Annotated in this window: 22 protein-coding genes and 1 pseudogene; 6 read left to right on the top strand and 17 right to left on the bottom strand. The window is 72.6% G+C overall.

Features of this window, described 5'->3' with window-relative positions; translation table 11 throughout:
- Nucleotides 1–119 precede the first annotated feature (119 nt).
- Complete coding sequence (locus ACFVU9_RS15785) at nucleotides 120–3,800, top strand: ricin-type beta-trefoil lectin domain protein (RefSeq protein WP_387593722.1); 3,681 nt, start codon at nucleotides 120–122, stop codon at nucleotides 3,798–3,800.
- A 152-nt stretch (nucleotides 3,801–3,952) separates the two neighbouring features.
- Here the strand turns inward: ACFVU9_RS15785 and ACFVU9_RS15780 are convergent, their stop codons facing one another.
- The 6 genes from ACFVU9_RS15780 to ACFVU9_RS15755 all read right to left on the bottom strand — a co-directional run bounded on the left by ACFVU9_RS15780 (nucleotide 3,953) and on the right by ACFVU9_RS15755 (nucleotide 9,992).
- Entirely contained in the window at nucleotides 3,953–4,579 is a 627-nt protein-coding gene (locus ACFVU9_RS15780) for a DUF4328 domain-containing protein (RefSeq protein WP_387593720.1), read from the bottom strand.
- Between the two features lie 158 nt (nucleotides 4,580–4,737).
- Nucleotides 4,738–5,541, bottom strand: a complete 804-nt coding sequence (locus tag ACFVU9_RS15775; RefSeq protein ID WP_387593718.1) for a hypothetical protein — start codon at nucleotides 5,539–5,541, stop codon at nucleotides 4,738–4,740.
- 336 nt (nucleotides 5,542–5,877) lie between these two features.
- Nucleotides 5,878–7,074: a hypothetical protein gene (locus ACFVU9_RS15770; RefSeq protein WP_387593717.1), complete on the bottom strand. Its 1,197-nt coding sequence runs from the start codon at nucleotides 7,072–7,074 to the stop codon at nucleotides 5,878–5,880.
- Nucleotides 7,075–7,080: 6 nt separating this feature from the next.
- Nucleotides 7,081–7,245, bottom strand: a complete 165-nt coding sequence (locus tag ACFVU9_RS15765) for a hypothetical protein (RefSeq protein WP_387593715.1) — start codon at nucleotides 7,243–7,245, stop codon at nucleotides 7,081–7,083.
- A 42-nt stretch (nucleotides 7,246–7,287) separates the two neighbouring features.
- On the bottom strand, nucleotides 7,288–7,452 hold the full coding sequence (locus ACFVU9_RS15760) for a hypothetical protein (RefSeq protein WP_387593713.1): 165 nt from the start codon (nucleotides 7,450–7,452) through the stop codon (nucleotides 7,288–7,290).
- Nucleotides 7,453–8,456: 1,004 nt separating this feature from the next.
- Nucleotides 8,457–9,992, bottom strand: a complete 1,536-nt coding sequence (locus tag ACFVU9_RS15755; RefSeq protein ID WP_387593711.1) for a recombinase family protein — start codon at nucleotides 9,990–9,992, stop codon at nucleotides 8,457–8,459.
- Nucleotides 9,993–10,081: 89 nt separating this feature from the next.
- Here ACFVU9_RS15755 and ACFVU9_RS15750 point away from each other — a divergent pair.
- A pseudogene (locus ACFVU9_RS15750) lies at nucleotides 10,082–10,333 on the top strand (oxidoreductase C-terminal domain-containing protein); the annotation flags it as partial.
- Nucleotides 10,334–10,430: 97 nt separating this feature from the next.
- On the opposite strand, the gene ACFVU9_RS15745 reads toward ACFVU9_RS15750, so the two are convergent.
- Nucleotides 10,431–10,889, bottom strand: coding sequence for a hypothetical protein (locus ACFVU9_RS15745; RefSeq protein WP_380495380.1), 459 nt, complete (start codon nucleotides 10,887–10,889; stop codon nucleotides 10,431–10,433).
- A gap of 132 nt (nucleotides 10,890–11,021) precedes the next feature.
- Here ACFVU9_RS15745 and ACFVU9_RS15740 point away from each other — a divergent pair, with 132 nt between their 5' ends.
- On the top strand, nucleotides 11,022–11,438 hold the full coding sequence (locus ACFVU9_RS15740) for a DUF3592 domain-containing protein (RefSeq protein ID WP_387593709.1): 417 nt from the start codon (nucleotides 11,022–11,024) through the stop codon (nucleotides 11,436–11,438).
- A gap of 15 nt (nucleotides 11,439–11,453) precedes the next feature.
- On the opposite strand, the gene ACFVU9_RS15735 is transcribed toward ACFVU9_RS15740, so the two are convergent.
- From ACFVU9_RS15735 to ACFVU9_RS15725, 3 genes are all read right to left on the bottom strand, one after another.
- On the bottom strand, nucleotides 11,454–11,900 hold the full coding sequence (locus ACFVU9_RS15735) for a hypothetical protein (protein WP_387593707.1): 447 nt from the start codon (nucleotides 11,898–11,900) through the stop codon (nucleotides 11,454–11,456).
- 120 nt (nucleotides 11,901–12,020) lie between these two features.
- Nucleotides 12,021–12,434 (bottom strand): hypothetical protein, encoded by a 414-nt coding sequence (locus ACFVU9_RS15730; RefSeq protein ID WP_387593705.1) that lies wholly within the window; start codon nucleotides 12,432–12,434, stop codon nucleotides 12,021–12,023.
- A gap of 182 nt (nucleotides 12,435–12,616) precedes the next feature.
- Nucleotides 12,617–13,498, bottom strand: a complete 882-nt coding sequence (locus ACFVU9_RS15725; protein ID WP_387593703.1) for a helix-turn-helix domain-containing protein — start codon at nucleotides 13,496–13,498, stop codon at nucleotides 12,617–12,619.
- 182 nt (nucleotides 13,499–13,680) lie between these two features.
- On the opposite strand from ACFVU9_RS15725, the gene ACFVU9_RS15720 reads away from it, so the two are divergent.
- Entirely contained in the window at nucleotides 13,681–14,439 is a 759-nt protein-coding gene (locus ACFVU9_RS15720) for an SDR family oxidoreductase (RefSeq protein WP_387593701.1), read from the top strand.
- A gap of 57 nt (nucleotides 14,440–14,496) precedes the next feature.
- On the opposite strand, the gene ACFVU9_RS15715 is transcribed toward ACFVU9_RS15720, so the two are convergent.
- Nucleotides 14,497–15,186 carry a GPP34 family phosphoprotein gene (locus tag ACFVU9_RS15715; RefSeq protein ID WP_387593699.1) on the bottom strand — a complete coding sequence of 230 codons (690 nt, stop codon included), beginning with the start codon at nucleotides 15,184–15,186 and terminating at the stop codon, nucleotides 14,497–14,499.
- A 26-nt stretch (nucleotides 15,187–15,212) separates the two neighbouring features.
- The gene (locus ACFVU9_RS15710) at nucleotides 15,213–16,184 is read right to left on the bottom strand and encodes a Clp protease N-terminal domain-containing protein (RefSeq protein ID WP_387593697.1); all 972 of its coding nucleotides are present in this window, start codon (nucleotides 16,182–16,184) and stop codon (nucleotides 15,213–15,215) included.
- Nucleotides 16,185–16,437: 253 nt separating this feature from the next.
- Between ACFVU9_RS15710 and ACFVU9_RS15705 the strand changes: the two genes are divergently transcribed.
- Both ACFVU9_RS15705 and ACFVU9_RS15700 read left to right on the top strand, forming a co-directional pair.
- The gene (locus ACFVU9_RS15705; RefSeq protein WP_387593695.1) at nucleotides 16,438–17,970 is read left to right on the top strand and encodes a hypothetical protein; all 1,533 of its coding nucleotides are present in this window, start codon (nucleotides 16,438–16,440) and stop codon (nucleotides 17,968–17,970) included.
- A gap of 163 nt (nucleotides 17,971–18,133) precedes the next feature.
- The gene (locus tag ACFVU9_RS15700; protein ID WP_387593693.1) at nucleotides 18,134–19,885 is read left to right on the top strand and encodes a BTAD domain-containing putative transcriptional regulator; all 1,752 of its coding nucleotides are present in this window, start codon (nucleotides 18,134–18,136) and stop codon (nucleotides 19,883–19,885) included.
- 23 nt (nucleotides 19,886–19,908) lie between these two features.
- Here ACFVU9_RS15700 and ACFVU9_RS15695 read toward each other — a convergent pair whose 3' ends face one another.
- The 5 genes from ACFVU9_RS15695 to ACFVU9_RS15675 all read right to left on the bottom strand — a co-directional run bounded on the left by ACFVU9_RS15695 (nucleotide 19,909) and on the right by ACFVU9_RS15675 (nucleotide 24,437).
- Nucleotides 19,909–20,607, bottom strand: a complete 699-nt coding sequence (locus ACFVU9_RS15695) for a discoidin domain-containing protein (protein ID WP_387593691.1) — start codon at nucleotides 20,605–20,607, stop codon at nucleotides 19,909–19,911.
- Nucleotides 20,608–21,100: 493 nt separating this feature from the next.
- Complete coding sequence (locus ACFVU9_RS15690) at nucleotides 21,101–21,724, bottom strand: phage tail protein (protein WP_380442598.1); 624 nt, start codon at nucleotides 21,722–21,724, stop codon at nucleotides 21,101–21,103.
- A gap of 6 nt (nucleotides 21,725–21,730) precedes the next feature.
- A complete protein-coding gene (locus ACFVU9_RS15685) occupies nucleotides 21,731–23,677 on the bottom strand; it encodes a putative baseplate assembly protein (protein WP_387593689.1) in 1,947 nt (648 codons plus the stop codon).
- Complete coding sequence (locus ACFVU9_RS15680; protein WP_387593687.1) at nucleotides 23,677–24,150, bottom strand: GPW/gp25 family protein; 474 nt, start codon at nucleotides 24,148–24,150, stop codon at nucleotides 23,677–23,679. Before ACFVU9_RS15680 ends, ACFVU9_RS15685 begins: the two co-directional genes overlap by 1 nt.
- A 5-nt stretch (nucleotides 24,151–24,155) precedes the next feature.
- Nucleotides 24,156–24,437: a PAAR domain-containing protein gene (locus tag ACFVU9_RS15675; RefSeq protein ID WP_380442607.1), complete on the bottom strand. Its 282-nt coding sequence runs from the start codon at nucleotides 24,435–24,437 to the stop codon at nucleotides 24,156–24,158.
- Between the last annotated feature and the right edge of the window lie 39 nt (nucleotides 24,438–24,476).

The following is a 24,476-nucleotide window of genomic DNA, read 5'->3' as shown; positions in this document are numbered from 1 at the left end:
CCGCGCCCGACCACCCCTCACGGTGCTGCTGACCTGCGTCCGTTCAGGTCTTGCCTCTTTTGGGGGAGATTCCCGCTTTGAACAGAAAACGTCGTCACCGCGGCGCACTGCACGGTGCGTTGGCCGCAGGAGCGGTCCTGGCGCTCACAGCCGCCCTCGCCGGTCCCCAGGCCCCGGCCGCCATGGCGGACACCTCGCAGGTGCCGTCCCAGGCCGCGATCGATGCCGCGACCGCGAAGATGACGCAGGAGCGCCCGCCCGCCAACGCCACCGAGACGGCGATCGCCCAGGCCAAGGCCACCGGCAAGAACGTCCCGATCGACTCGCTCACCACCGAGTTCAGCGAGACCGTCGCCACTCCTGCGGGGCACTTGGCGCTCACGAGCCACCCGGACCAGCAGCGTGTCAAGCGCAACGGTGTCTGGCAGGGGTTGGACGCCACTCTTGCGGCGAACCAGGACGGCACGTTCTCCCCCAAGTCCGCGGCGGGCCAGCTGACGCTGTCCAAGGGCGGAAGCGGGCCGCTGGCCACCATGACCAGCGCGGACGGCAAGAAGCTCGCCCTGACCGCCCCGTTCGCCCTCACCGCGCCCACCGTCAGCGGCGACAGCGTGGTCTATCCGTCCGTTGCCCCTGACATCGACCTGAAGGTCACCGCCACCAAGCTCGGCGGACTCTCGACTGTTCTCGTCGTCAAGACCCAGGCCGCCGCCAATAATCCAGTCCTGAAGAACCTGCACTTCGGCACCACCGCCGACGGCGTCAGCGTCACCAGCGACGCCAAGGGCAACCTCACCGCCACCGCGGCAGACGGCAAGCCCCGCTGGACCGCGCGCACCCCGCAGATGTGGGACAGCACCACCACACCCGCGGCGCCTACCCCTTCTGCGGCCCCCGCTGTGAAGGCCTCCACGATGTTCATGGCCGCCCCCGCAGCGGATGCCCCGGCACCCGCCGACACTCCGACGGACGCGGCCAAGGCGGCGCCGGCCGGCAGCGACGCGGGACCCGGTGCTGGCTCCAAGGTCTCCGACATGCCGGTCACGGCCGGCGCCACCGGCATAGACCTGACGCCCGACCAGGACCTCCTGGCCCACGGCACCGCGCCCTACTACATCGACCCCGCCTTCCTGCCCTGGAGCACGTCCGCCAACGCCTGGACCTGGGTCCAGTCGCAGCACGACGGCTCCAACAACTGGCTTCGCCAGGGCAGCAACGACAGCGACCACCCAGGCGTCGGCGTCTGCGGCACCTACCCCAACGGCGGCAGCTGCATCCCCGCCGACGTCGAACGCAGCTTCTACCAGTTCGACACCAGCGCCCTCAGTGGGACGGTCATCCACTACGCGACGATGAACCTGCAGGAGTACGTCTCCGCCAACTTCGACTGTAACGCCCAGTACAACCTCAACCTGTACGTCACCGGCGCGATCGCCAACGGCACGACCTGGTCCAACCAGCCCTCGGCCACGAGCGGTTCGTTCGGCCCGGTGCCGGTCGGCGGTTCCGGCCACGACGGCTGCTACAACAACGTGCCGTTCGCCTTCACCGTCACCGCGGCACTCCAGCAGAACACCAACAGCGGACAGCTGACGTTCGGCCTGTACGGCGACGAGAGCAACCAGTACGCCTTCAAGCGATTCACCTACCAGCCGTCGCTATACGTCGAGTACGACCGCATCCCCAACACCCCCACCAACCCGGCGGTGTGGCCTGCGCCGACGACCGTGGTCCCCGGCGGAGCCAACCAGTCCTGCGGCGACGGCAACGCCAACCACTGGGCCTGGCTCGGCGCCGGCACCAACCAGGACAACAAGGTCTTCCTCAACGCCACCGTCACCAGCAACGCCCAGAGTCAGCTCTACTCCTGGGACCACATCTGGGACTACAACCTCCCCGGCGGCGTTGCCGACGTCGCCAGTGACTACAGCAACCTCGTCAACAGCGGCGGCACCACCACCTACGCGGTCCCTGGCCGAGTGATCCAGGACGGCCACGCGTACGGCTACAGCATCATGGCCACCGACAAGCTCGACGGCGTCCCTTGGTCCGCTGCCACCCCGACCTGCTACTTCAAGGTCGACCTCACTCCGCCGACCATCACCTTCCCCAGCACCGTCAGCGACACCACCAAGCAGTTTCCGCCCAGCGGAAACGGCCAGACTCCCCAGATCTACGCCGGTCAGAGCGGTGGCGTCCCCTTCACTGCAACGGACCCAGCCCCCAGTGGCGGCTACTCCTCCGGCGTGACCTGCCTGCGCTGGAGCTTCGACCCCCAGCTCTCCGGCGCCAGCTGGCAGTGCGGAAGCTCGATGCCGACCGGCCAGATCCCGGTGACCGCCGGACGCTGGGGCACCAACGTCCTCTACATCCAAGCCGCAGACAACGCCGGCAACCTCTCCCCAGTCGCGCAGTACGCCTTCTACGCCCCGTGGAACCCCAACAGCCCGGCCCCGGTCTTCGGCGACGTCACCGGCGACGCCCTGCCCGACATCGTCACCGCCGACCCCAACGGCGACCTGCGCGCCTACAACATCGGCGCCTCCACCACCGCACCCAAGTCCACACTGCTCGCCCCGAAGACGCTCTCGCCCCACAGCGACTCCTGGGCGGCCTACCACGTCACCCACCGCGGAAGCCTGCGCGGCGGACTGAACGTCGACGATGTCATCGCCCACCGGGACAACGACACGGACCTCTGGTATTCCGCCAACCCCGGCAACAGCGGCGTCGCCGGCGTCCTCGGCACCGCGCAGACTCTGTTGAGGCCTGCCTGTGCCGCGACGACCCTGACCGACTGCACGGACTACGCCGCCAACTGGTCGAAGGTCCTCCAGATCGCCGCCAGCGGCGACCCGACCACCACGAACCTCGACGCGAACAAGAAGTTCCTGAACCGCACCGGCCTCTTCACCGTCGAAAGCAGCGCAGATGGCACGGACGCCGCGCTCTGGTTTTACCCCACCGTAGGCCCGGCCACTTTCGGCTCTCCCACCAAGCTCGACAAGAAGGGCTGGAAGGGCTGGGACCTGATCTCCCCCGGTGACTGGAAGAATCAGGGCCACCCCGGTCTGTGGGCGCGCAACCAGAGCACCGGCGAACTGCGCGCGTACACCTTCACCGTCGGCACCATCAACGTCGACGACGGCTTCGGCACGCTTACGCCCTACCCGACCATCACCGGCATGGACCCATACACCACGATCAGCGGCCCCGGCGGCCTGGTCAGCACCGGCTGGCCCACCATGGGTTCCGACGGAGACCTCACCAACAGCGGTTCCCCCACCCTCTGGGGCATCACGCCGAGCGGCATCATCCAGATCTGGACCGGCCACTTCACTACTACGGCCCCGTACTTCACCTGGACTGTCGGCCCCACCACCGTCTCGAACACCTTCGCCGACAGCACCTCCGTCACCCTGGCCGCCCAGACCGGCAAGTGCATGGACGTCAACGGCGCCAGCTCCACGCCCGGCGCGGCTGTTCAGATCTGGGACTGCAACACCAGCAACGCCCAGTGGAGCTTCAAGCCCGACGGCACCCTGCGCATCCTCGGCGGCTGCCTCGACGCAACCGGGGGTGGCACCGCCAACGGCACCCCGCTCGAACTCTGGACCTGCGGCAACACCTGGCCGAACCAGATCTTCCTGCCCAGGCCTGACGGCACTCTCTACAACCCCGCCTCCGGCCGCTGCGTCGACCTCCCCTACGCCAACACCACCAACGGCACCCGACTCCAGCTGTTCGACTGCAACGCCACCCCAGCCCAGAAGTGGGCACCGGCTCCACGAAGCAGCTGAGGTAACTCAGTCAGGGAGCCCCGCCTTCGTGGCCCCCTTACAAAATGAGCCGGTTGAACGCGGCGGCTCCATCGGACCTGGTCCGATGGAGCCGCCGCGGCCGTTCTGGTGAGCAGAACGGTCCGGCCGGCGCGGCTGTCAGGCTCCGGCAACTATGCCTTGATCTTGGCACGTTGCGCGGCAGAGATCTGTTCGACCATGGCGATGGTGAGGACGGCGGCAGCGACGTTGATGAACATGACGACAGGGTTGTGCAGGTTGCCCTGTGGGACGGCCACGACGTAGACCGAGATCCCGACCATCTTCACGATCCACGTCGCCCACCAGGCGTTGACCGTCCAAGCGGCGCCGGCCGGTCCGTTCGCGCGCCAGATGTCGAGCATGACACGGCGTGAAGCCCAGGCGTTGAAGACAGGGATCAGCCACACACCGACAGCTCCGCCCTCCGAGTACTTGTGCGCACCCGGAGCAAACACCTCGGCATTGAGCCGACACCGTCTGAGCCAGCAGAGAAACACCACGGTCGTGCCCAGGAACAGCGGCATCTCGAACAAGATGGCGTCAGGAAACATCCTTGCACCTGTTCCGGTGGTCAGGTCCGACATGACCTGCGCAACGGCAAACAGCACAAGCACCGCCTGCGCAGTCAGCGCCAGCGGTCGAGGATCAGCCACCACCCCCTGGCCGAGGGCACCTTGATGAGCCGGATTGAACCTGTTGTCGGGGGTCGCAGATTCCACGAACGAACTCCAGTCGCACATGCCTGCGATGGCGTTCACCGCAGAGAGTGACCGGAGGATAGAAGGGGCTGCGAACAAATGTCCACGCCTCTCGCCCGTCGCCTATCCCGTCGGCACCACTACCCTCGGAGCGCCCACCCGGCTGGGGTCCCTGGCAGGCCGAGCGCCCCGGTCGTGGAACAGCACGCGGCGACCCGTCAGGCCGATGCGGACTTCACCTCCTGTGCGAACACGCTGAAGTCGATCACCTGGTCGACTGGCGGGGCCTGGACGGGCAGCGGCTTGTCGAAGTCGCTAAAGTTGTAATGGCTGGCCTCTTTGCCGCCGGACTCCATGCGGATCAGGTAGGGCTTGCCCTCGGTGGCGATGTAGAGGTTGGTGGGGGCGCTGTCGTCGGGCAGCGTGATGCTCAGTGTCTTGACGCCGTTCACAGTGACGCTTCCCCCCTTGGTCGCGCCTATGCTCTTGGATTTGTCGCCGGCAATGGCGCCAACCAGGTCGCACATCGCGGTCAGCTGCTTCAGGTCCGCGTTGCCCTGGCCAATGACCAGGTAACGACCCTTGAACAGCTCGGCGATCTTCGCACCGGACTGCGGACCGCCACCCTCCTTGCCGGCGATGCTCGCCCAGTAAGTGTCGTCCGGCTTCATCCAGGTACCGGCGCCGGTGTGGATCACCTGCACGGTGCCGATCGAACCCATGCTGACCGTTCCTGTGCAGTTCTTGCTGCTGTCAGCGGAGAGATCAGCGGTGATCCTGTCACCGTCGGTGACGACGTCGCCGACGACGTGCACCGAGGTGACCGAGGCCATCACGGCCTTGGCCTGGTCCACGATCTGGTCGGCGCTCAACGTGTCAACGTCCAGGCCGCCGGGGCCGGTCGAGCCTAGTTGGGCGGGAGCGTCAGCCTTTTCGACCGCGTTCTGCGAAGCGCACGCAGTGACGCCTGCGGCCAGCAGCGCGCAGAGCACAGCAATGCGGGCAAGGCGATGGGAGAACATGAGAATCCTTCAGCTGAACGGCGTGCACAGGCGATCAGTATGCCCATCACCATCGCCAGGCTGACGAAGGGGTCCCGGCACGAGCACGATGCGGCCGAGGACGGATGCGTCCCATGACTTCATGCTGCCGGTCGTCCGGCTGTCCGCGCGGGTGGAACTGGTCGAGCGGGGGCTCCCCTGCGGCGTAGCCGTGGGGGTAGGGGGGTGAAGGAAGTAGCCAGGAAGAACAAAGGAAGGACAGGGTTCCACCGGTGGAACGTGCTGGGTTCCACCGGCGAAACCCATGTCCTGGCGAGCGTGGGTTCCACCGGTGGAACCCGGACTGGACGCGACGGATCAGGCAGTCGCAGCAGGGGCCGGCTGCGCCTCCACGGTGCGGGCGGTGATCCGTTCGATCTCCTGGACGGCGTCGTCGATCGGGTACCCGGCGGCCGCGAGCATCCTCACGCCGGTCTCCAGCGACAGCACCCCCGCGGTGTAGCCCTGCACGACTTCGTTGAGCACGCCGGCGCGGTCGGTCGGGGTGTGGGGGCCCCAGGAGAGACGGACCGGCAGCGTCTCGCCTTCGGGCCAGCCCTCGGCGCGCCCGGCCTGGTAGAGGCGCTGGACCATGCGCAGCATGAGCGCGTACTTGTGGGTACGGGCCAGGCGCATGGAGGCGACCAGCGAGTCCAGCGGGCCCAGCGCCAGCTGGAGGGCGTAGCCGGAGGGGACTGCGGCGGGGCTGATGGTGCCCAGCCCGGAGGACGTGAGCCTGCTGTTGCCGGCCAGCCGGTCCAGGAGGTGGTCGGTGCGGGCGCGGAGTTCGGCGAGCTGGGCGGAGGTGTCGAGGGTGTGCATGGAGCCGCCCTCGGCCAGCGACCAGACGGTGCCGCCGCGTACCGGGAGCGGCAGCGTGGCCCCCGTCGTGCAGTCCTTGGGCAGGCGGATGCCAGACAGGCCGATGATCGGCGAGCCGGTGGTGTCGCTGGCGGCGGCCGAGTCGGAGTCGGTCGCCGAGAGCTCGTCCAGGACCTGCATCACCTTCGCGATCAGCGGCTGGCCCCAGTGCTCCCCCGAGTCCGGGATGGTGTTGGTCAAGTGGATGACCGGCAGGAAGTCGATCATCAGGTCGAGGGCCTGGAGGACCTGGCCGTCCGAGCGGACCCGGTAACGGGCCTTGTTCATCGGCAGGTTGTGGATGTCGTGCTGCGCCATGAGGTCGTCGAGCAGCCATTCGGCGTCGGTGAGGTAGCAGGTGACGGCAGACGGCCGGCCCGGGGCCCACGGGTAGGTGCGCACCATCGTCCCGGCCACCGGGTCGACGGTGTCCCCGCCGATCAGCACCGGGTCCCCGTCCGATCCCGTGACCGGCTCCCGCACCGGGAATCCGTCCTTCGACCAGCCCGGTCCGCTCGCCGCGCCGATCGGCCCCAGCTCGTACGTGATCCGGCGAAGGCGGGCCTTCAACCCGCGGCGCTCGTCCTCCGGAAGCTCCCACGCCAGGTGCACACGCGACGGGAAATCGGCGGCGTCGACCTCCTCGTCCGTCAACTCCGGTTAGTAGAACCCGGCGTCGATCGTGCGGAGCACCGGGCCGCCCTTGGACGGCTCCCACGCCAGCGTGTACACGGCATCCCCGCAGCGGATCGCCGACCGCTCGGCCTGCTGCATCCGGAACGACAGCAGCTCCCGCTCGGCCCACGCCCTGAGGCGCTGCTGCACATCGGCGGCGTTGCGGACAGCGTCAGGTGCCGCGCCGTCCTCCTACTCGGCACCGGGCACGACGTTCGTCTGCTCGGCGCCGAGGAGGTAGCCGAGCGCCGATTCGATGACCTTCGACGCATCGCCTAGCTCACGACGGTCAAGACCAGTCTCGTGACATTCCGCTCGTAGCGTGGAGTTGTGACCAGAGGGGAAGTTGAGGGTCATGGCGGGGAAGATCAGGGAACGGAGCTCAGCAGGCGAAGCCTCGGACGTCGGCTCACGACTTCAACACCGGCCGACGTGATGAACGACCGTCGATCGATGCTCAGATCGGCGGTCGCCGGTCCGTTCCTTCCGTCCAGGCACTCAAGCACTGCCTCGACGTCCTCCGTCAGCACCCAGGAGGACGAGACCACGCCGAATAGCCCGGCCTCTGGCGCCCCGACCAGGCGGAACCGCGCGGTGATCTCCGGCTTCGGCCCGTGGCCGGCCCCGGATGCTGCACGACGCTGACTCCAGGTAGGAGGGCAGCCACAGGCTTCGCCCGCGATCGTGGCCGGCTCCAGGTACCGGACTCCGTCACAGACGTGCTCTCCTCGCCGCCCCCTTGTGACCATCCTCAAGTCCACGGAACACGGCCCGTCGAGCACGATCGCGAAGCGATCCCGGCGGGTGATCAACTCAGTCCCGGATCGCCCCGTCCTCAAATCGCCGCCGAACAAATCTGCCAACGCCGCCGCCTCTTCCCATGACGACATGGAGACTCGCCAGCCGTGCTCCACTGCCGCTGGTTCACCGGCTGGTCCGCTCGCGTGGAACCGCCCCACGACGTGACTCGAACGTCGACTTCCGCTAGAACCGCTGCCAAGGCCAGGGGAAGCGAGGGCCGGCACTTTGAGGAACAACGAGACCTCCGAGAATCCGTGGAGCAGGATTCCCGGATGGTCCAGGCAAACAGCAACTTGGCGAGGCCGCGCTTCTCTGGTAGCGAGGCTCTGCCTTCCTGACGGCCGTGAGGTCCGACAGCGAGGAGGTCGCCAACCCGCCTCGCCCGAATCAATTGCGTCGCCCCTCTATCGCTTGAGACACCGGGCTGCGGCTCGATCCAGAGTTTCGCCCTGCAGCGCCGCGGGGACTGGCTCGTTCAGCCATTGGAGTGCCGGCGAACGACGCACGCCCGGCGGATCATGATCCGTTGGACGTGCGCCTTGTGCATGCTAGGGGGTGCCCTACCAGGCTGCGGACGACGAAGGCTCCGCGAGTGCCCACGGGTCCGGCTGATCAAGCCAGTGGATTTCCACGCGGGCCGGGTCGAACCGGTTATCTCCCCGGGTGCCCCTGGTGACGACCAGGCGCCGTATGACCAACCGGAGCAGGTCCCGCCGTAGTGCGTAATCCGCGTTCTCCCACGCCTCGCTGATCTGCTCATGTTCCAGTAGCCACCCGATGTCGAGCTTCTTCGGAGCCAGCGCGGCCACCCGGTCCAAGGCCGTCTGCAGGGCTGCGCGCGCCTCCGCCTGGATACGGGGCAGATGGACATCGAACGGCGGGTCGTACATGCCCGCCGCCTGCTGCTCCGCGATGCGCTGGACTCGCTGCTCGGCAGCCTTCTGCGCAGCCAGGGCGTCGGCCAGTTCTTCTGCCGTCTCGGGATTCTGGAGACCGGCGTAACGCTCCGCGGCAATCCACAGAAGAGGGTCGGTCTCGTCTCCGGCGTTCATGCGGTCGAACCACGCCGACGTCACGTGTTTCTCCAGCGTCGTCCGCGTGACACTCACCGGGTCCGGGCAGAACTTCCCCGCCCCATGCCTCGCGCACACGTGACTCCGCCCACCGCTGGCGGCACCCCTGCAGCCCCGGCACCGGGTGAGGTCGGTCAGGAGATGGTACTTCTTGCTGCTCGGCTGCTCCTCGTACCTCAGGTGCCCTCGCAGAGCCGCTCGTGCCTTCCGGACGATCTCCGGCGGTATCGGCTTGGCACCCTCAGCAAGCACACTGATGCGCTCGCCGGTGACGGGGTGGCGGTAGACGGCGTCCTCGCCCGTGACGGCCCCCTGCGCCACGCTCACTTGCCACCCCTCGTACACCGGGTGCCAGATCATCTTCGAGATGGTCGACGCCTGCCACTCCCCGCCGCCAGGCGACGGGATCGGAGACCGCCCGGAGTTGAGTGCGCGCCCCAGCATGCGGGCGGGCACGCCCAGGGCGACGGACTCGAAGACGTGCTCCACGTAGCGCCACATGTCCGCGCTGTTCTTGAGCTTCCGGGTGTCCGGCCCGTCCAGCTCAAAGCCGTAGGGCAGCCTGCCGAGCCACTTCCCCGCATTTCGTTGCGTGGCCTTGGTAGCGGTCAGGTTGAAGCTCAGACGCTGCGAGAACTCGCGCGCCTGCTCGGCCCGGTCGATGATCCACCGCCGATCGCGCTCGATCGAGCTGTCCAGGCCTTCGTAGTCGAAGATGACCCTGGTCTTGCCCAGGATGGGCACGATCTCGTCCGCCCCCTTGCGGGTGAAGCGGTCAAGGAACGCGCACCACAGGATCGGCACGTCTCCGGCCAGCACCGCGGAGACGGCCTTGTCGAACTCGGGCCGCTTCACGTCCGACCATGCCGACAGGTTGTCCACCCAGACTTCCCGGACCCGCTTCCCGTTCTTGGCCGCCCATGCCCGGCCCAGTTCCTCCTGGGTCTGCACGGACAGAAGATCGCGCGGGTCCTCCGTGCGGATCTTCTTGGACTTGCGCAGGTAGAGGTCGACCTCTTCCATGGCGGGCATCGGGACTGTGCGGTGCATTGGCCGAGTCTCCCATATCGAACAAACGGGCAGGTCAAGTGGCGTGCTTAGGCGTACACTCAACTGACCAGTACGACCTCGGCATGGAGTACGTCGGCTACGTCGACCCGGGCGGCTACGACCGCGTGGTCTTCCGCGGTGACCCGGCCACCCGCGAGTTCATCGCCTTCTGGCTCGCCGACGGCCGGGTCCTCGCCGGCATGAACGTCAACGTCTGGGACGTCACCGACCCGATCCGCGAACTCGTCCGCTCCCGGCGGGTGGTGGACCCGGCCCGCCTCGCCGACCCGGCGGTCCCCCTCGGCGAGGTGTAGGGGCCCGGGAGGGGCGCGACCGCTTCTGGGCGGGCACATGGGGCCGCCCGAGCTCGGAGAGCTCGAACCGACACGATCGCCGGGGCCCGAACCGGTGTCAGTGCGGCGACGAGGGCGGGACCCACGGGTGGGTGCCGGACTCGTTCGGGGTGCTCGCAGGGGGGCCTGCGGGGGCGGGCGGATCGCCTGCCGGACCGGTGGGGTCGGGCGTCGTCGGTGGCGGGGCCGGTTCGGTCCGGTCCCGCCGCAGTGCGACCAGGGACACGACCGCGGTGAGCACGGCGGCGATGGCCGACAGCAGTCCCGCCAGCGCGCTGACGAGTGCCGTGATCTCCGCGGTGCGGTCGACGGGTTGGCCCTCGCCGCACAGGCACGGGAAGTGGATGGCCTGGAAGAAGGCCAGGACACCGCCGGCCACGAGCAGGAAGGCCAGCACGCCGAGGCCCGCCGCCACGCGCATCCGGCGGACGAACCAGCGCGGACGCGCCGCGACGGCCCGGACCCGATCAGGACGCGGACGCCAGTCGAACTCGCCGTTGCTGCGGTCGGATTCCACCACGCCAGGGTAGTCCCGGGGGACGGGCCACGTGTCCATTTCAGGACGTGACCACCGCTCGGCCGACGGCTGACGAACTGCCCGTCCGTGATACTGGAGGTCCTGGGACGGCGGCGCGGGCAGGGAGGCGTGGTGGGTGGGACGGCCGGGTTCGCCGTGGTGGTGTTCGGCGGGCTGGGGGGCGTGGTCGCGTACCTGGCCGGGGTGGTCGGGTTGCGGGACGTGCGGCGGCTGCGGCGGGTCGGGGTGCCGGTGCGGGCGCTGGTGCGCGAGCGCGTGCCGACGCCCGACGACCGGGTCTCGCCGCCGCGTCCGCTGCTGCAGTTCGAGACCGAGGACGGCCGGGTGGTCGAGGTCTTCTCCCCCGTCCCGTCCACCCGGCGTCACCCCCTGCCGGACGGCGGCCACGTGCCGCTGCGCTACGACCCGGCCGACCCGCGCCAGGTGCTCGTCGAGGGGCGCGAACGGCGGCCGCTGGAGTACGGGTTCATCGCGCTGGGGCTGTCGATGGTCCTGATCGCGCTCGTCCTGGCGGTCGTGGCGCTCTAGGCGGACCGGACCGCCTCAGGCCCCGACGGTGGCGAGGGCCGGGCGGAAGCCCGTGCTCGCCCCGAAGATCGGCTGGGGATCGGACCAGACGCTGCCGCCCGGGTCGAACCGGTTCCACCAGATGCGCTGGTCGCCGTCCGCCCCCTTCCACGTCATGACGGTGGAGCCGCCGTAGACGGCGAGGGCGGGCCCGACGCCGCTGCGCGCCCCGGGCACCGGCTGGGGCGGGGTCCAGACCGTCGAGGACGGGTAGAGCCGGCTCCACCAGATGCGCTGGTCGCCGTCCACCCCCTTCCACGCCATGAGCAGTCCGCCGCCCGGCTGCCCGGCCAGGGCGACCCCGGCGCTGGTGGCGGCGCCGTCGACCGGCTGCGGCCCGGTCCAGGAGTTGCTGCCCGTCGAACCGCCCCGGTAGCTGCTCCACCAGATGCGCTGGTCGCCGTCGACGCCCTTCCACGCCATGCACGGCACGCCGTACGGCCCACCGCTCCGGTCGACCGCCAGAGCAGGCCCGAAGCCACTGGACGCCCCGGGGACCGCCTGCGGTGCCGTCCACCCGCCGTAGTAGCTGTTCCACCAGATCTACTGGTCCCCCGTGACGCCCTTCCACGCCATGAAGACCCCGGCGTAGTCGGTCAGCGCCGGGCCGACGCTGCTCGCGGCGCCCGGCACCTGCTGGGGCGCGGACCAGGCGCCCCCGTCGAACGAGTTCCACCAGATCCGCTCGTCGCCGAGGACACCCTTCCAGGCCATGAACAACGGCCCGCCCCACGGCCCGGCCAGGGCGACCCCGGCACTGGTGGCGGCGCCGTCGACCGGCTGCGGCCCGGTCCAACCGGTGCCGTTCACAAGCTGGTTCCACCAGATCCGCTGGTCCCCGTCGACGCCCTTCCACGCCATGAACGTGCTCCCGTCGGCGACGCCCGCGAGATTCGGCAGCCGCTCGGCACCGACCGCGACCGGCACCACCGATCCGCCGACTCCGGCCACGGCCACGGCCGTTGCCCCCAGGCGGAGCAGACGCCTCCGGCTCAACCCCGAGCCCAGAGCTTCTTGCGACACTGTTGACCCTCCGTCACATGAGAGGTGCTCATCGAACCCTGTGTGCGCCGGGGAGCGTACGGAAGCCACTATGACACGGGCGAACGGCGGTGGGGGGGAGGCCGAGTTCAGCCGCCCTAGTCCCGGCTCGCCCGCAGCGCCGACGGGGTGGTGCCCGTGTGGAGGCGCATCGTGCGGGTGAGGTGACTCTGGTCGGCGAAGCCGCAGAGCTGGGCGATCGCGGCGATGGGGGTGTCGGTGGTGAGCAGGGCCCGGCGGGCGTGTTCGAGGCGCAGGCGGACGAGGTACTGGTGCGGCGACTGGCCGGTCGAGGCGCGGAACGCCCGGGTGAAGTGGGACGGGCTGACGCCGGCCACGGCGGCGAGGTCGGTGAGGGAGAGCCGGCCGTCGAGGTAGCCGTTCATGTGGTCGACGACCCGGTCGAGCCGCTTCGGGGTGAGGCCGCCGTCCCGTTCGGGCAGGCCGGGGCCGCGGGTGGCGGCCGTGCGGATGAGGTGGGCGGCGAGGGCCTGGAGCAGGGACTGCGCGTAGAGCGGGTCGGCGGGGCGGGGGCCCTCGTACTCGGCGACCAGGCGCTCGACGAGCATGGCGAGGAACGGGTCGGTCAGGTGGAAGCGCGGGGCGAGTTCCAGCGGCCCCGGCAGGTCGCTCTCGGTGGCGAGCTTCTCCAGCCAGGCCGGTTCGAGGGCGACGATCATGAGTTCGGCGTCCTGCCCCCAGCGCGGGCGGGAGGCCCAGCCGGCCGGGTTGATCAGCGCCTGGCCGCGGTGGAAGCGCTCGCGCCGGGGCCGGCCGTCGGCGGACCAGGCGAGGTCGGCCGAGGTGCCCGCGTGCACGGCGAGGACGTGCCGGGTGGGCCCGTCCTCCATCGGGGAGTCCCCGGTGGCGGCCCGTTCGAGGCCGCGCTCGACCACGGCCTCGTCGAGGTCCTGGCCGCTGCCGGAGAGCCGGAGCAGGTGCGGCTTGATGGCGGACAGGAACGTCGCGTGGGTGGTCATACCGTCGATTCTGGTCCGTCCGGGGGACGGATGACGACCGCGGGCGGCGGCGGATCCGGGTGCCGCGCGAGATCGTGAGCGGTTCGTTCCAGGGGGCGCCGGATCGTTCAAGCCCCGGAGGGGCCTCGCGGCGGACAGTGGTGCGGCGAACACATCCCCCATCTGGCGAGGAGCCGTAGATCATGAGCAGCAACCACTCCCTGGCCGGCAAGGTCGTCCTGGTCGGCGCCGGTGCGAAGAACCTCGGCGGACTGATCAGCCGCACCGCGGGCGCCGACGGCGCGAAGGTCGTCGTGCACTACCACTCGGACGGGACCGCGGCGGAGGCCGAGGCGACGGTCGCCGCGGTCAAGGCGGCCGGCGGCGAGGCGGTGGCCGTGCAGGGCGACCTGACGAAGCCCGCCGAGGTGGAGCGCGTCTTCGCCGTCGCGAAGGAGACCTTCGGCGGCGTCGACGTCGCCGTCAACACGGCCGGCATGGTGCTGCGCAAGCCGATCGTGGAGACCACCGAGGCCGAGTACGACGTGATGCACGCCGTGAACGCCAAGGCCGCGTACTTCTTCATCCGCGAGGCGGGCCGGCAGCTGAACGACGGCGGCAAGGTCGTCACGATCCTGACGTCGCTGCTCGCCGCGTTCACCGACGGCTACTCCACCTACGCGGGCGCCAAGGCCCCGGTCGAGCACTACACGCGGGCCGCGGCCAAGGAGTTCGCCGCGCGCGGGATCTCGGTGAACAACGTCGCCCCGGGCCCGATGGACACCCCGTTCTTCTACGGCCAGGAGACCCCGGAGCGCGTGGCGTTCCACAAGTCGCAGGCGATGGGCAACGACCTGACGAAGATCGAGGACATCGTCCCGATCGTCACGTTCCTCGCCACCGACGGCTGGTGGATCACCGGCCAGACCCTCTTCGCCAACGGCGGCTACACCACCCGCTGATCCGAAAGACGCGCCCCGGCGCTGCCCCGGGCCCGTCGGGTCCGGGGCAGCGCGCCGTCACGTGATGACCGCCGTCGTCGCGGCCGTGGCGGCGGTGACGGCGGTGATCGCCGCGATCGCGGCCTGCATGTTCCGGATCGCCTCGCCGACCGGTCCGCTCGCCCACTCGCCGGCCGCGATGGCCGCGAACCGCGGCTCGACCTCCTTGCGGGGCAGGTCGGGGAAGGCCAGGCGGTGCAGGCGGGTCGCGTGGATCAGGGCGATCAGCGTGGCGGTGCGGGCGTCCGGGTCCTCGCCGCGCAGGACGGCGGCGGCGAGGCGCTCGCGCAGTTCGCGCTCGACGGTCGGGTCGGCCTCGGGGTAGCGGCGGACCGGGAAGATGCCAAGGGCGCGGTGGCGCTCCTCGGTGACCAGGCCGCGCTCGCACAGGCGCTGGACGGCGTCGCGGACGGCGGTGGGGCGGTCCGTGGTGAGCCAGCCGGACGCCTTCCCCGCCCCCCGACCCGCGCCCTTGCGCTCGGCCCACTCGGCGAGCCGGTCGAGGCGGCCGTCCAGGAGCGGGTCGCCGGTGGGGGTGCGGTCGGCGACGGCGAGCCGGCCGTCGTCGACGGTGACGCGCCCGGCCAGCACGAGGTCCGCGAGGATGCCGCCCGCGACGGCCCAGCCCGCGCTCGCCGCCTCCTTCGCGACGCCGGACTCGTCGTCCAGCGAGAGCAGCATCAGTTCTTCGCCGATGGTCACCTGCATGTCCCGGCCCCTTCCGTGGTTCGTGATCATTGTTCCAGGAGGCCCTCGGGGCCCGTGAGGTCGGCCCCCAGGGTCTCGGCGAGGCGGCGGGCCCGGGTGTCCTCGCGCAGCAGCGTCCGGAGCAGGGCGTCGGTGTCGCGGGCGCCGGCCAGGTAGGCCTCGACGGAGCGCGGGTCGGCGGGCAGCGGCAGCCCGCCGTCGGCGAGGGCGGCGTGCGCGCGGGCGTGGTCGAGGCCGAGCCGGGCGGCGAGTGCGGAGTCCTCACCGTCCGCCGAGCCGCCCGCCGAGCCGTCCGCCGGGCCGCTGTCCGGGTCGCCGCCGGGGGACTGCCGCTGGTGGCGGGCGACCTCGTGCAGGGCGAGGACGGCGAGCAGGACGTGTTCGGTGCCGGGCGAGCGCCGGCCGAGGCGCTCGGCCTGGGCGTCGGTCTCCCGCCGGACGGCGGCGAGGGCGGCTCCGGCGGCGGCCGGGCGCGTCAGCATCCGTTTCCAGCGCGGCTGCCGGCCCGCGCGGTGGGCGAGGACGGCGTCCCGGGTGGGGCGCAGCAGGGGGTGGAGGCCGCCGCGGGCCGCCGGGGCGTCGAGGTGCGCGAGGACGGCGGCGGAGGCGACGCCGCAGCGGGCGAGCAGTTCGGCGGCGCGGTTGCCGGGGTCCGCGAGGACGGCGCGCAGGACGTGTTCGGCGGTGAACCTCGGGGCGTGTTCGTCGCGGGCGTGGTCCATCGCCGTGCCGAGGGCGTGGGCGGCGGCGGCGGAGATCCGGCGCTCGGCGTCCGCGAGCCCGCCGTCGTCGGCCGTCCACTCCACGTGGCGGTCGCGCAGGGCGGCGTGCAGGGCGGGCGCGGGCGCTCCGGCGGCGGTGAGGGCTCGGGCGGCGCCGCCGCCGGCGTCGGCCGCGGCGGCGAGCAGGTGTTCGGTGCCCAGCCGCCCGCCGCTGACCTGCCGCGCGGTGTCCAGGACGTCCAGCGCCCGCCGGTCCGGTTCCAGTGTCGTCTCCATGCCGGCCCTCCCCATTCCTTGGCCGCGACCATACGTCGAATTTGCCTTCACTTTGCCGAATTCGACGTAGGGAACGCGTCAAGAAATCCCGGCGCGGACCGGGGAAGCCGCCGACCAGGCACGAAGGTCTGCCCGTTCGGGCAGCGGTCCCGAGTGGGGCGGCGCTTACCGTGGACGGGTGAGCGTACGGGCGGGGGCACGGCGGGGCGGAGCGTCGGGGGCAGGCCCGGGGATGGCGCCCGGCACGAGCCCGGTGGCACACACTCCCGCCGCCGCCCTGCTGTCCCTGCAACGGGCGGCGGGGAACGCGGCCACCACCGCGCTCGTCCGGTCGGTGCGATCCGCGCCCACGGCCGTCGTCCAGCGCGTCGACGGCGTCGTCCAGCGCGTCGACGGCGCGGACACGGCTCCCGTGAGCGATCCGGAGGCGCTCGCGGCCGTCAACGCGCTCCCCGCGCACGTCCTGAGCGGGGGCGGCGGGGTCCCGCTCACCACCGACACGCAGAAGGGGCACTTCCTGCGGGCCGGCCTCGGCTGGTTCGGCACGGTGGCCGCGCTCGTCGCCCACTACTCCGCGATCGAGCAGTCCGCGGTGCCCGGCCGGCCCTGGCTGCACCGCGACGCCAAGGCCCGGCTGGAGGGGGTGGCGACGGCGCTGGAGGGCCCGATGCCGTCGTCCAGCACCGCCTTCGCCTTCCGCAAGTCCTTCGACGCGAACACCAAGTTCACCCCGGCGTCCATGCACACCCTCGGGTACGCCATCGACTACGACGCCACGAACATGCCGCAGATCGGCAAGGCCGAGACCGCGGAGCTGGTCCGGTCCGTCACCGGCGCGGAGAGCCACGCCGACCTGGGCGAGTACGGGCAGCGCAGGGCGTTGATCCGCGCGACCGGCGACGCGACCGCCGGGGACCCCGACGCCGCGCCCTCCCCCGCCGCCCAGGCGCACTTCGACCGGCTGCGCGCCGAGTCCGGGCGCCTCGCGCAGACCTCGGCGGCCTTCCAGGCCTCCCTCGGCGACAACCGCGACGCCTTCCTCGACCTGCGCACCCGCTACTTCGAGGCCGCCACCGACGCCGACCGCGCCGCCCTCCTCGCCCAGGTGCCCGCCCTCATCGCACCCTGGACGGCGGCGATCACCGCCGAGGAGCAACGGATCGCCCGGGCCGCCGCCGCGGCCGGTCTCGACGCGGCCGACCTGCCGAGCCGCCAGCGGCTCACCACCCAACTCGCCAACCTCGACGCGGTGAAGGCCGCCGCCGTCCGCGACCAGCGGGCGGTCCGGCACTCCGCCGAGCCGGCCGAGACGAGCCCGGCCGGCCGCCGGCTCGCACAGTGGGAGCAGAAGCTCGACCTGACGGCCTCCGGCGGCTACGCGGACCGGCTGACCGCCGTCGTCAACGCGGCCGAGGACCGCCGCACCGCGCTCGCCCCGCTGCTCGGCGCCCGCGAGCAGGCCGCGACGCTCACCTCCCTGCGCGCCAAACTCGCGACTCCCGCCTACCTGTTCGGGCAGAAGAAGGCGGGCAAGAAGGGCACCCGGCCGACCACGGCCGCCGCCGTCGCCTCCCCCTCGATGGCGCAGCTGGTCGAACGCGGTTTCTACAACCCCCGGGAGCGGACGGCCGGTTCGGAGCACTTCGACGCCGAGTTCCTGGTGCAGCTTGCGCGGCACGGCTTCGACGGCGGCCTGGCCTGGGGCGGGGAGTCCACCGACTCCATGCACATGGAACTGGTCGTCGACCGCCCGGCGGCCCAGCCCCCGGCCGGCGCACACCCGTAGCGCGCCGGATCGCCACAGGCCCCGGCCCCGGCCCCGGCCCGCGATCGGCATATTCGCGGCCCGGCATATCCGGCGACAGGGCGGCCCCGTTCCAGTAGTCTACCAACGATCACACTGAGTGATCATCATGGAGCTCTACCAGTGCGGGGGGAGCTGACCCTCGATGCACGATCGCGCCCACCACATCCACTCCGCCCCAGGTGATCCGGCACGGACCTCCTGGGTGATCCGCGACCACCTCCTCGACCGGCTGGCCCGCGCCTCGCCCGGTGCCCTGACGCTCCTGGTCGCACCCGCCGGCTACGGAAAGACGACACTGCTCGCGCAGCACCTCGAACGGTTCGCGGGCACGATCGTGCGCTGGCGCCCCTGGCGCGGCACGAGCGAGGCCGGGGCCCTCCTCTCCGCCGTCCGCCACGCGCTCGGCGGCGGCGCCGGACCGCTCACCGTCGAGAGCGTGCTGCGCCGCGTGGAGCGGCGGCCGGGCCCGGTGCTGCTCGCCGTCGACGACCTGCACCTGATCCACGGGACCGAGGCCGAGGCCGCGCTGGAGGAGATCGCGCTGCTCGCCCCGCCCAACCTCCGTCTCCTGCTGGCCGGCCAGCGGCTGCCCCAGTTCAACCTGACCCGCTGGGAGCTCGCCACGAGCACCGTCCTCGGCCCCGCCGACCTGCGGCTGCGCTCCGACGAGGTCCGCCGGCTGCTGCACGACGCGCACGGCGGCCGACCCTCCGCCCGGCAGACGGCGCAGGTGGACGGGCTCACCCAGGGCTGGCCCGCCGCGCTGCGGCTGGCCGGCCCCGCGCTCCTGCACCCGCCGGAGGCCGTCGCGGCCGTCGTCGGCTCCCTCACTCACGCCTACCTGGAGCGCGAGGTGATCCGGCCGCTCCCGGAGCGGCTCGTGCGCTTCCTGGAGCAGGTCAGCCCGCTGTCGCGGCTCGACGCGGCGCGCTGCGACGCGCTCGTCGGCGGCACGGAGAGCGCCTGGCTGCTGGGCGTCCTGGCCGACGAGCGCGGCCTGCTCAGGCGCGACCCGGCCGACGGCACCTTCCACTGGGGCCCGCTGCTCCGCGGCCACCTGCTGCGTCGCCGGCCGACCGGGACCACCGGCGGCGGGCGGGAGCGCCCGCCGTCCCGCGGCGTCGCGTCGACAGCCGCACCCGCGCCCGCCGTCGAATCGGCCACGCTGTCGCTGCGCTGCTTCGGCGGTTTCGAACTCACACTGGGGGAAAGGGACTTGACCTGGACGGCGATCCGCCCCCGGGCCCGGGCGCTGCTGCGACTGCTGGCGATCCACGCCGGCCAGCCCGTCCACCGGGAGCTGCTGGTCGAGGCACTGTGGCCCGAGCGCCCGCCCGCCACCGCCGCGCGCTGCCTGCACGTCGCCGTCTCCGCACTGCGGACCTTCCTGGAGCCCGGCGTCACCCGCGGCGGATCGCGGCTGCTGGTCCGCTCCGGCGAGGCCTACCTGCTGCGCATCCCCCCGGAGGGCAGCTACGACCTGCGGCGGTTCGAGACCTCGCTCGCGGAGGGCCGGGACGCCGAGGCGGCCGCCCGGCCGGAGGCGGCGGCCCGGGCCCTCCGCGCCGCGCTGGACGCGTACGCCGGGGAGCTGCTGCCCGAGGACGGTCCGGCGGAGTGGGTCGTGGAGCGCAGGGAGCACTACCGGCACGCCGCCGCCGAGGCCGCGCTGGTCCTCGCCAAGCTCGAACTCGCCCGCGGGCGGCCGGTCGCGGGCGCCCGGGCGGCGGCGCGCAGCGTGCAGATCGACCCGTTCCGGGACGACGCCTGGCAGACGCTGATCGTCGCCCACGAGCGGAGCGGGGAGACGGCGGCGGCCGAGCGCAGCCGGAAGGGGCACGCGCGGATGCTGCTCTCGCTCGGGCTCCCGGCCGCCCCGGTGGAAGTGATCTGATGCACAGTCAATTTCCGTAACCCTCATGGGCGTTCGAAGAACTCCAACTCGGCGACGGCCACCCTGCGGTCCGGTCCCGTGCCGTAGGCGGCGTCGACCGTCAGGCGGATCCGCACCACGTCGCCGACGGCGAGGTGGAAGCGCTGCTCGCCCGGCGCGTCGGCCGGATGGACCGTCCGGGTCGTCGCCCTGCCGTCCGAGCCGGTCAGGGTGACGGTGAGTTCGCGCGGGCGGGCCTGGGTGAGGAACTGCTCGGCGGTGGTCGAGGTGCCGGGGTAGACCACGAGGTCGAGCAGCCGGAACGGCGACGCGAAGTCCATCTCCAGGTACTCGCCGCGGCCGTCCCCGGGGCGGGCGGGCGCCCAGTAGCGGTCGGTGGTCCCGTCGACGGCGAGCGCCGCCGGGTGGGCCGGGTCCTCGCTGGAGGCCCGGACCGCGGTGGGGTGGACCTGCTGCGGCGTGGCGAGCCGGTCGCGGACCACCTCGACGCCGGCGGCCAGCTCGCCCCGGTACGCGTAGCCCCCGGCGGCGAGCAGCGCCACCAGCACCAGCGGCACGACGAACCGCGGGCGGCGCAGCCGGCGCACGCGCGGACGGTCCCCCGCGACCGGGCCCGGCCTCGGCCGGCGGACGAACGGCCGCCGCCACCACGGCGGCTTCGGCGCGACCCGGGCGTCTTCGAGCGGGTCGCCGCAGCGGCGGCAGTAGCGCCGGGTGGGCACGTTGCCGGTGCCGCACTGGCCGCAGATCAGGTCGCCGGGGGCGATCGGCTCCCGGTCGGCCGCCGGCCGGGGCGGGCGCGGCGGCGGGGGCGCGGACTCCTCGCCCGGCTGGACGGCCTTCGGCTGGACGGCGTGCGGCCGGGCTTTCGGCTCGGGTCTCGGGTGGGCTTTCGGGCGGGGCTTCGGGCGAGGTTTCGCCGGTGTCGATGCCGGTACCGGCGCCTCGGCCCCGGCGGCGGGTTCCGGTCGAGCGGCCGGAACCCCCGGCGGTGCGGACGGAGGCCCCGGCGGTGCGGACGGAGGCCCGGACGGGCGGGGCGGGACGACAGGGGCAGGCCCGGACGGGCGGGGCAGGACGGCCGGCGCGGGCCCGGACGCGGGAGGCGAAGGAGCAGGCGCAGAGGCCGTCTCCCGTGGCTCCTCCTCCCACGACAGGTACGCCCCGCACGCGCCGCAGAAGTCCTCGCCCCGCGCGCAGGGCTGACCGCAGTGCTCACACGTCGTCATGGTGCCCGTCCTCCTCCTCGGCCCTCCCGGGCCGCGCCGCCACCACCTCGACCGTGAACGGCACGTGCGCCGGCCGGTTGGCGGCCACCAGCTCCCGCACCGCCCGCAGGTCCACGACCGCCGGGTCCGGCACCCGCAGCCGCACCACCAGCCGGGGCGCGGCCTCCCCCGGCAGCGCCGCGTCCGGCCGGGCCGACCACCGGGCCCCGCCGCTCTCGTCGATCTCCGGCTCCACCCCGAACACCAGCCGCAGCTGTGCGGCCAGCCCCGCCCGCGTCCCGCGCACCGCGTGCAGCGCCGCCGCGTGGACGACGGCGGCGCGCCGCCGCTCCGGCGGGAGGTCCGGCCCGGTCGGCGCGCCGACCCATTGCGCCAGGTAGGCGAGGAAGTCCGGCGGCGCGAGCCGGGGGTCGAAGTACGCGGCCAGGTTGTCCAGCGTGCACAGCACCGGCGCGAGCACCTCGTCCAGCGCGCCCGTGAAGCGCTGGAGGAACAGGTTCTCCCCCGCGCCGTCCCCGTCGTCGGCGTAGACGCCGGGAAGCTGCGCCCCGAGCGGGTGGCGGCTGGGCAGGTCCGGGACGGGACCGCGTCCGTGCGACCGGGTCGGCATCCGTCCTCATTCCGCCGCGACGCGGACCTGGTGCTCGTACGAGAACACCAGGGCGTGCGGGGCGAGGTGGATCCGGTCGGTGGCCTCGCCGCGGTGGCCGTGTTCCGGGTCGGCCGGGAACAACCGGACGCTCTCGACCAGTTCGACGCCTGGCACCCGCTGCAGCACGGCGAAGACCTCGCCGGCGTGCAGCGGGCGGCCGAACGGCCAGCCGGTGCCGTCCGGCCCGCCGGTGAGCGGGTGGAGGTGGCGGTGGAGCGCGGCCAGCGCGGCCCGCTGCACGGCGCCCGGCGTGCTGCGCGGCCTGGCCCTCAGCGCGGCGACGACCGTGACGCCCTGGTAGTGCGGCGGCTCCACCAGCAGCCGCGCGCCGAGCAGCCTGCGTTCGTCCAGGTAGCCGGTGACCTGCTCCAACAACTCCTGCGAGCAGGCGAGTTGGGCGAAGGCCAGGCGGCCCTCGCCGTCGTCCTCGGCGTTCGGCACGAGCAGCACCCGCACCCCGCCGGCGTCCGGCCCGGTCTCGGTGGCGACGCAGCGCACCCGGCCGACGGCGGGCGCGGCCTCGCGCGCCAGCTCCTCGTAGTCCTCGGCGGTGACGGCCCGGCGGCGCGTGCGCAGCACGATCGGGCCGCGCAGCCGGGCACCCGCGACGTCCTCGCCGTCGACGCCGCCCTCCGCCGCCCGCGCGTTCTCCACCCGGGCCACGTACGGGACGGAGGTGCGCAGCACGGCCAGCGCGCCGCGGGCGACGTTGCCGCGGCGCCCGCCGCCGGTGGCGTACGCGCGGACCCGGACCGCCGTGCCCTCGGGCGGCACCGCGCCGTACCGGCGGAGCGTGCCGTCGGGTTCGCGCACGGCCGGGCCGAAGGCGATCTCGCCGGTGCTGCGGTCGAGCCGGAAGTGGCGGTCCTCGGAGGTCGAGCGGGCGAAGTCCTCCACCTCCTGCCACTCCTGCGTCCCGTCGGTGCCGGTGGTCTCGACGGTGACCGGCTCGCCGCCGGCGACCACGGGCGGGCGGGCGAGGATGAAGGTCTGGCCCGGCAGCCCGTCGGAGCGGCCGAGGGCCTCGCCCTCGACGCGCTCCGCGTGGACGGCGGTCGTGGTGCCGCCGACCGTGAACGCCTCGGCGGAGATCAGCACCGGCGTCGCGGAGTAGGACGGACGGCCGGGGACCGGCGCGGTGATCCGGCAGCGCAGCCAGCCGGCCCGGTGGCGGGCCTCCACCGAGGCGGCGTGGTCGGGCGGCAGCCGGAGGATGACGTCGCCGGGCCGGTTGAAGCCGCCGGTGGTGTCCCGCTGGACGGCGCAGCCCGCCCAGCCGTCGCCGGTCCAGGCCTCCCAGGCGAGCGGCGGGTGGTCGGGGTTGATGCCGTGCCCGCTGACCGGGAACTCCAGGCGCAGCGCCACGAGGCAGTGCGGCACGGCCTGCGAGAGGCCGAAGAGCAGGACGTCGCCGGGCACCGGGACGGCGGCGAAGCACGCGACGCCGCGGCCGTCGGCGAGGTCGGCGTCGCGGTCCACCGGGGCGCCCTGGGAGGCGGTCGCGAGGTGCGTCAACGTGCAGGGGAGGATGGCGAGTTCGCGGGCGGTGGAAAAGACCACGGCCGCCTCGGTCGCGGTCCGCACGGTGGCCACCTCCGCTCCGGCCCGCACCGGGACGGTCCGCTCCTGCGGCGCGGAGAGCCAGAAGGTGACCTCCGTCCGGGCGGCGGCCGGCGGGAGCAGGCGGACCCCGATCAGGTCGAGGAAGGCCAGGTGGTTCTTGTCGGGCACCCGGTTGAGCCGGTAGATCAGCTGGTCGACCATGTGGGCAAAGGTCTCGATCAGCGTCACGCCCGGGTCGGAGACGTTGTGGTCGCTCCACTCCGGGCAGCGCTGCTGGACGAGCCGCTTGGCCTCGTCGACGAGGTCCTGGAAGCGGCGGTCGTCCAGGTTGGGCTGCGGCAGGGGCATCAGGGGCTCCCCGGGTGGTCGGGGCGGTCGGGAACGTCGGCGCCGTCGGCGCCGTCGGCGCCGTCGGGGCCATCAGGGCCGTGCGCGGGGATGACGTAGAACGGGAAGACGAGGTTGCGCGGGTCGTTGGTGCCGCGCAGCGCGTAGCGGACGTCGATCCAGAGCGTGCCGGAGTCGACCGCGTCGAAGCCGACGACCACGTCCACGAGGTCGATCCGCGGCTCCCACCGCTCCAGCGACAGCCGCACCTCGTAGGCGATCAGACCTGCGGTGGCGCTGTCGGCGGGCGCGAAGACGTGGTCGTGGATGGCGCAGCCGAACAGCGGGCGCATCGGCCGCTCGCCCGGCGCGGTGGAGAGGATCAGACGGATGCTCTCCTCGACCTCGCGCTCCTGGGCGACCAGCGCGATCGACCCGGTCGGGTCGGTGCGGACCGGGAAGGCCCATCCCGCACCGATGAACCGACGTCCCATCACCCTCACCCGCCGATCAGCACGGTCGGGCAGCCACCGACGATCGGCGCGCCGCAGGCCGCGAGGTCGCCCGCGCGGGCCGCGGGCAGGCCGCCGATCAGGACGGTGGGGCAGCACGGCGGGGCGACGGCGCTCGGCGGGTGGACGGCGGGCGGCGGGAAGGAGCACACGTGCGGCGTGCCGACGACGGCCGCGGGCTGCCCGCCGATGAGAACGGTGGGGATCCCGGGCGGGGCGAGCACGCCGGGGTGCCCGGTCGGGTCCCCGACCCTGGCGGCAGGTGGCATCGGTGGTGCTCCTTCGCTCGTCCTCGTTCACCGGAGGTC

Origin of the sequence: Kitasatospora sp. NPDC057936 (assembly GCF_042887525.1) — a bacterium.
Lineage (GTDB): Bacteria > Actinomycetota > Actinomycetes > Streptomycetales > Streptomycetaceae > Kitasatospora.
The sequence above is the reverse complement of the archived record's forward strand: the minus strand, read 5'-3'. Positions and strand labels throughout refer to the sequence as shown.

Bases quoted from the DNA above. Each gene is read 5' to 3' on its own strand.
- ACFVU9_RS15775 (WP_387593718.1), bottom strand. From the start codon at position 5,541: ATGTTCTCCCATCGCCTTGCCCGCATTGCTGTGCTCTGCGCGCTGCTG.
- ACFVU9_RS15760 (WP_387593713.1), bottom strand. From the start codon at position 7,452: ATGACCCTCAACTTCCCCTCTGGTCACAACTCCACGCTACGAGCGGAA.
- ACFVU9_RS15755 (WP_387593711.1), bottom strand. From the start codon at position 9,992: ATGGAAGAGGTCGACCTCTACCTGCGCAAGTCCAAGAAGATCCGCACG.
- ACFVU9_RS15735 (WP_387593707.1), bottom strand. From the start codon at position 11,900: ATGGCGTGGAAGGGCGTCGACGGCGACCAGCGCATCTGGTGGAGCAGC.
- ACFVU9_RS15725 (WP_387593703.1), bottom strand. From the start codon at position 13,498: ATGACCACCCACGCGACGTTCCTGTCCGCCATCAAGCCGCACCTGCTC.
- ACFVU9_RS15720 (WP_387593701.1), top strand. From the start codon at position 13,681: ATGAGCAGCAACCACTCCCTGGCCGGCAAGGTCGTCCTGGTCGGCGCC.
- ACFVU9_RS15715 (WP_387593699.1), bottom strand. From the start codon at position 15,186: ATGCAGGTGACCATCGGCGAAGAACTGATGCTGCTCTCGCTGGACGAC.
- ACFVU9_RS15710 (WP_387593697.1), bottom strand. From the start codon at position 16,184: ATGGAGACGACACTGGAACCGGACCGGCGGGCGCTGGACGTCCTGGAC.
- ACFVU9_RS15700 (WP_387593693.1), top strand. From the start codon at position 18,134: ATGCACGATCGCGCCCACCACATCCACTCCGCCCCAGGTGATCCGGCA.
- ACFVU9_RS15690 (WP_380442598.1), bottom strand. From the start codon at position 21,724: ATGCCGACCCGGTCGCACGGACGCGGTCCCGTCCCGGACCTGCCCAGC.
- ACFVU9_RS15685 (WP_387593689.1), bottom strand. From the start codon at position 23,677: ATGCCCCTGCCGCAGCCCAACCTGGACGACCGCCGCTTCCAGGACCTC.
- ACFVU9_RS15680 (WP_387593687.1), bottom strand. From the start codon at position 24,150: ATGGGACGTCGGTTCATCGGTGCGGGATGGGCCTTCCCGGTCCGCACC.
- ACFVU9_RS15675 (WP_380442607.1), bottom strand. From the start codon at position 24,437: ATGCCACCTGCCGCCAGGGTCGGGGACCCGACCGGGCACCCCGGCGTG.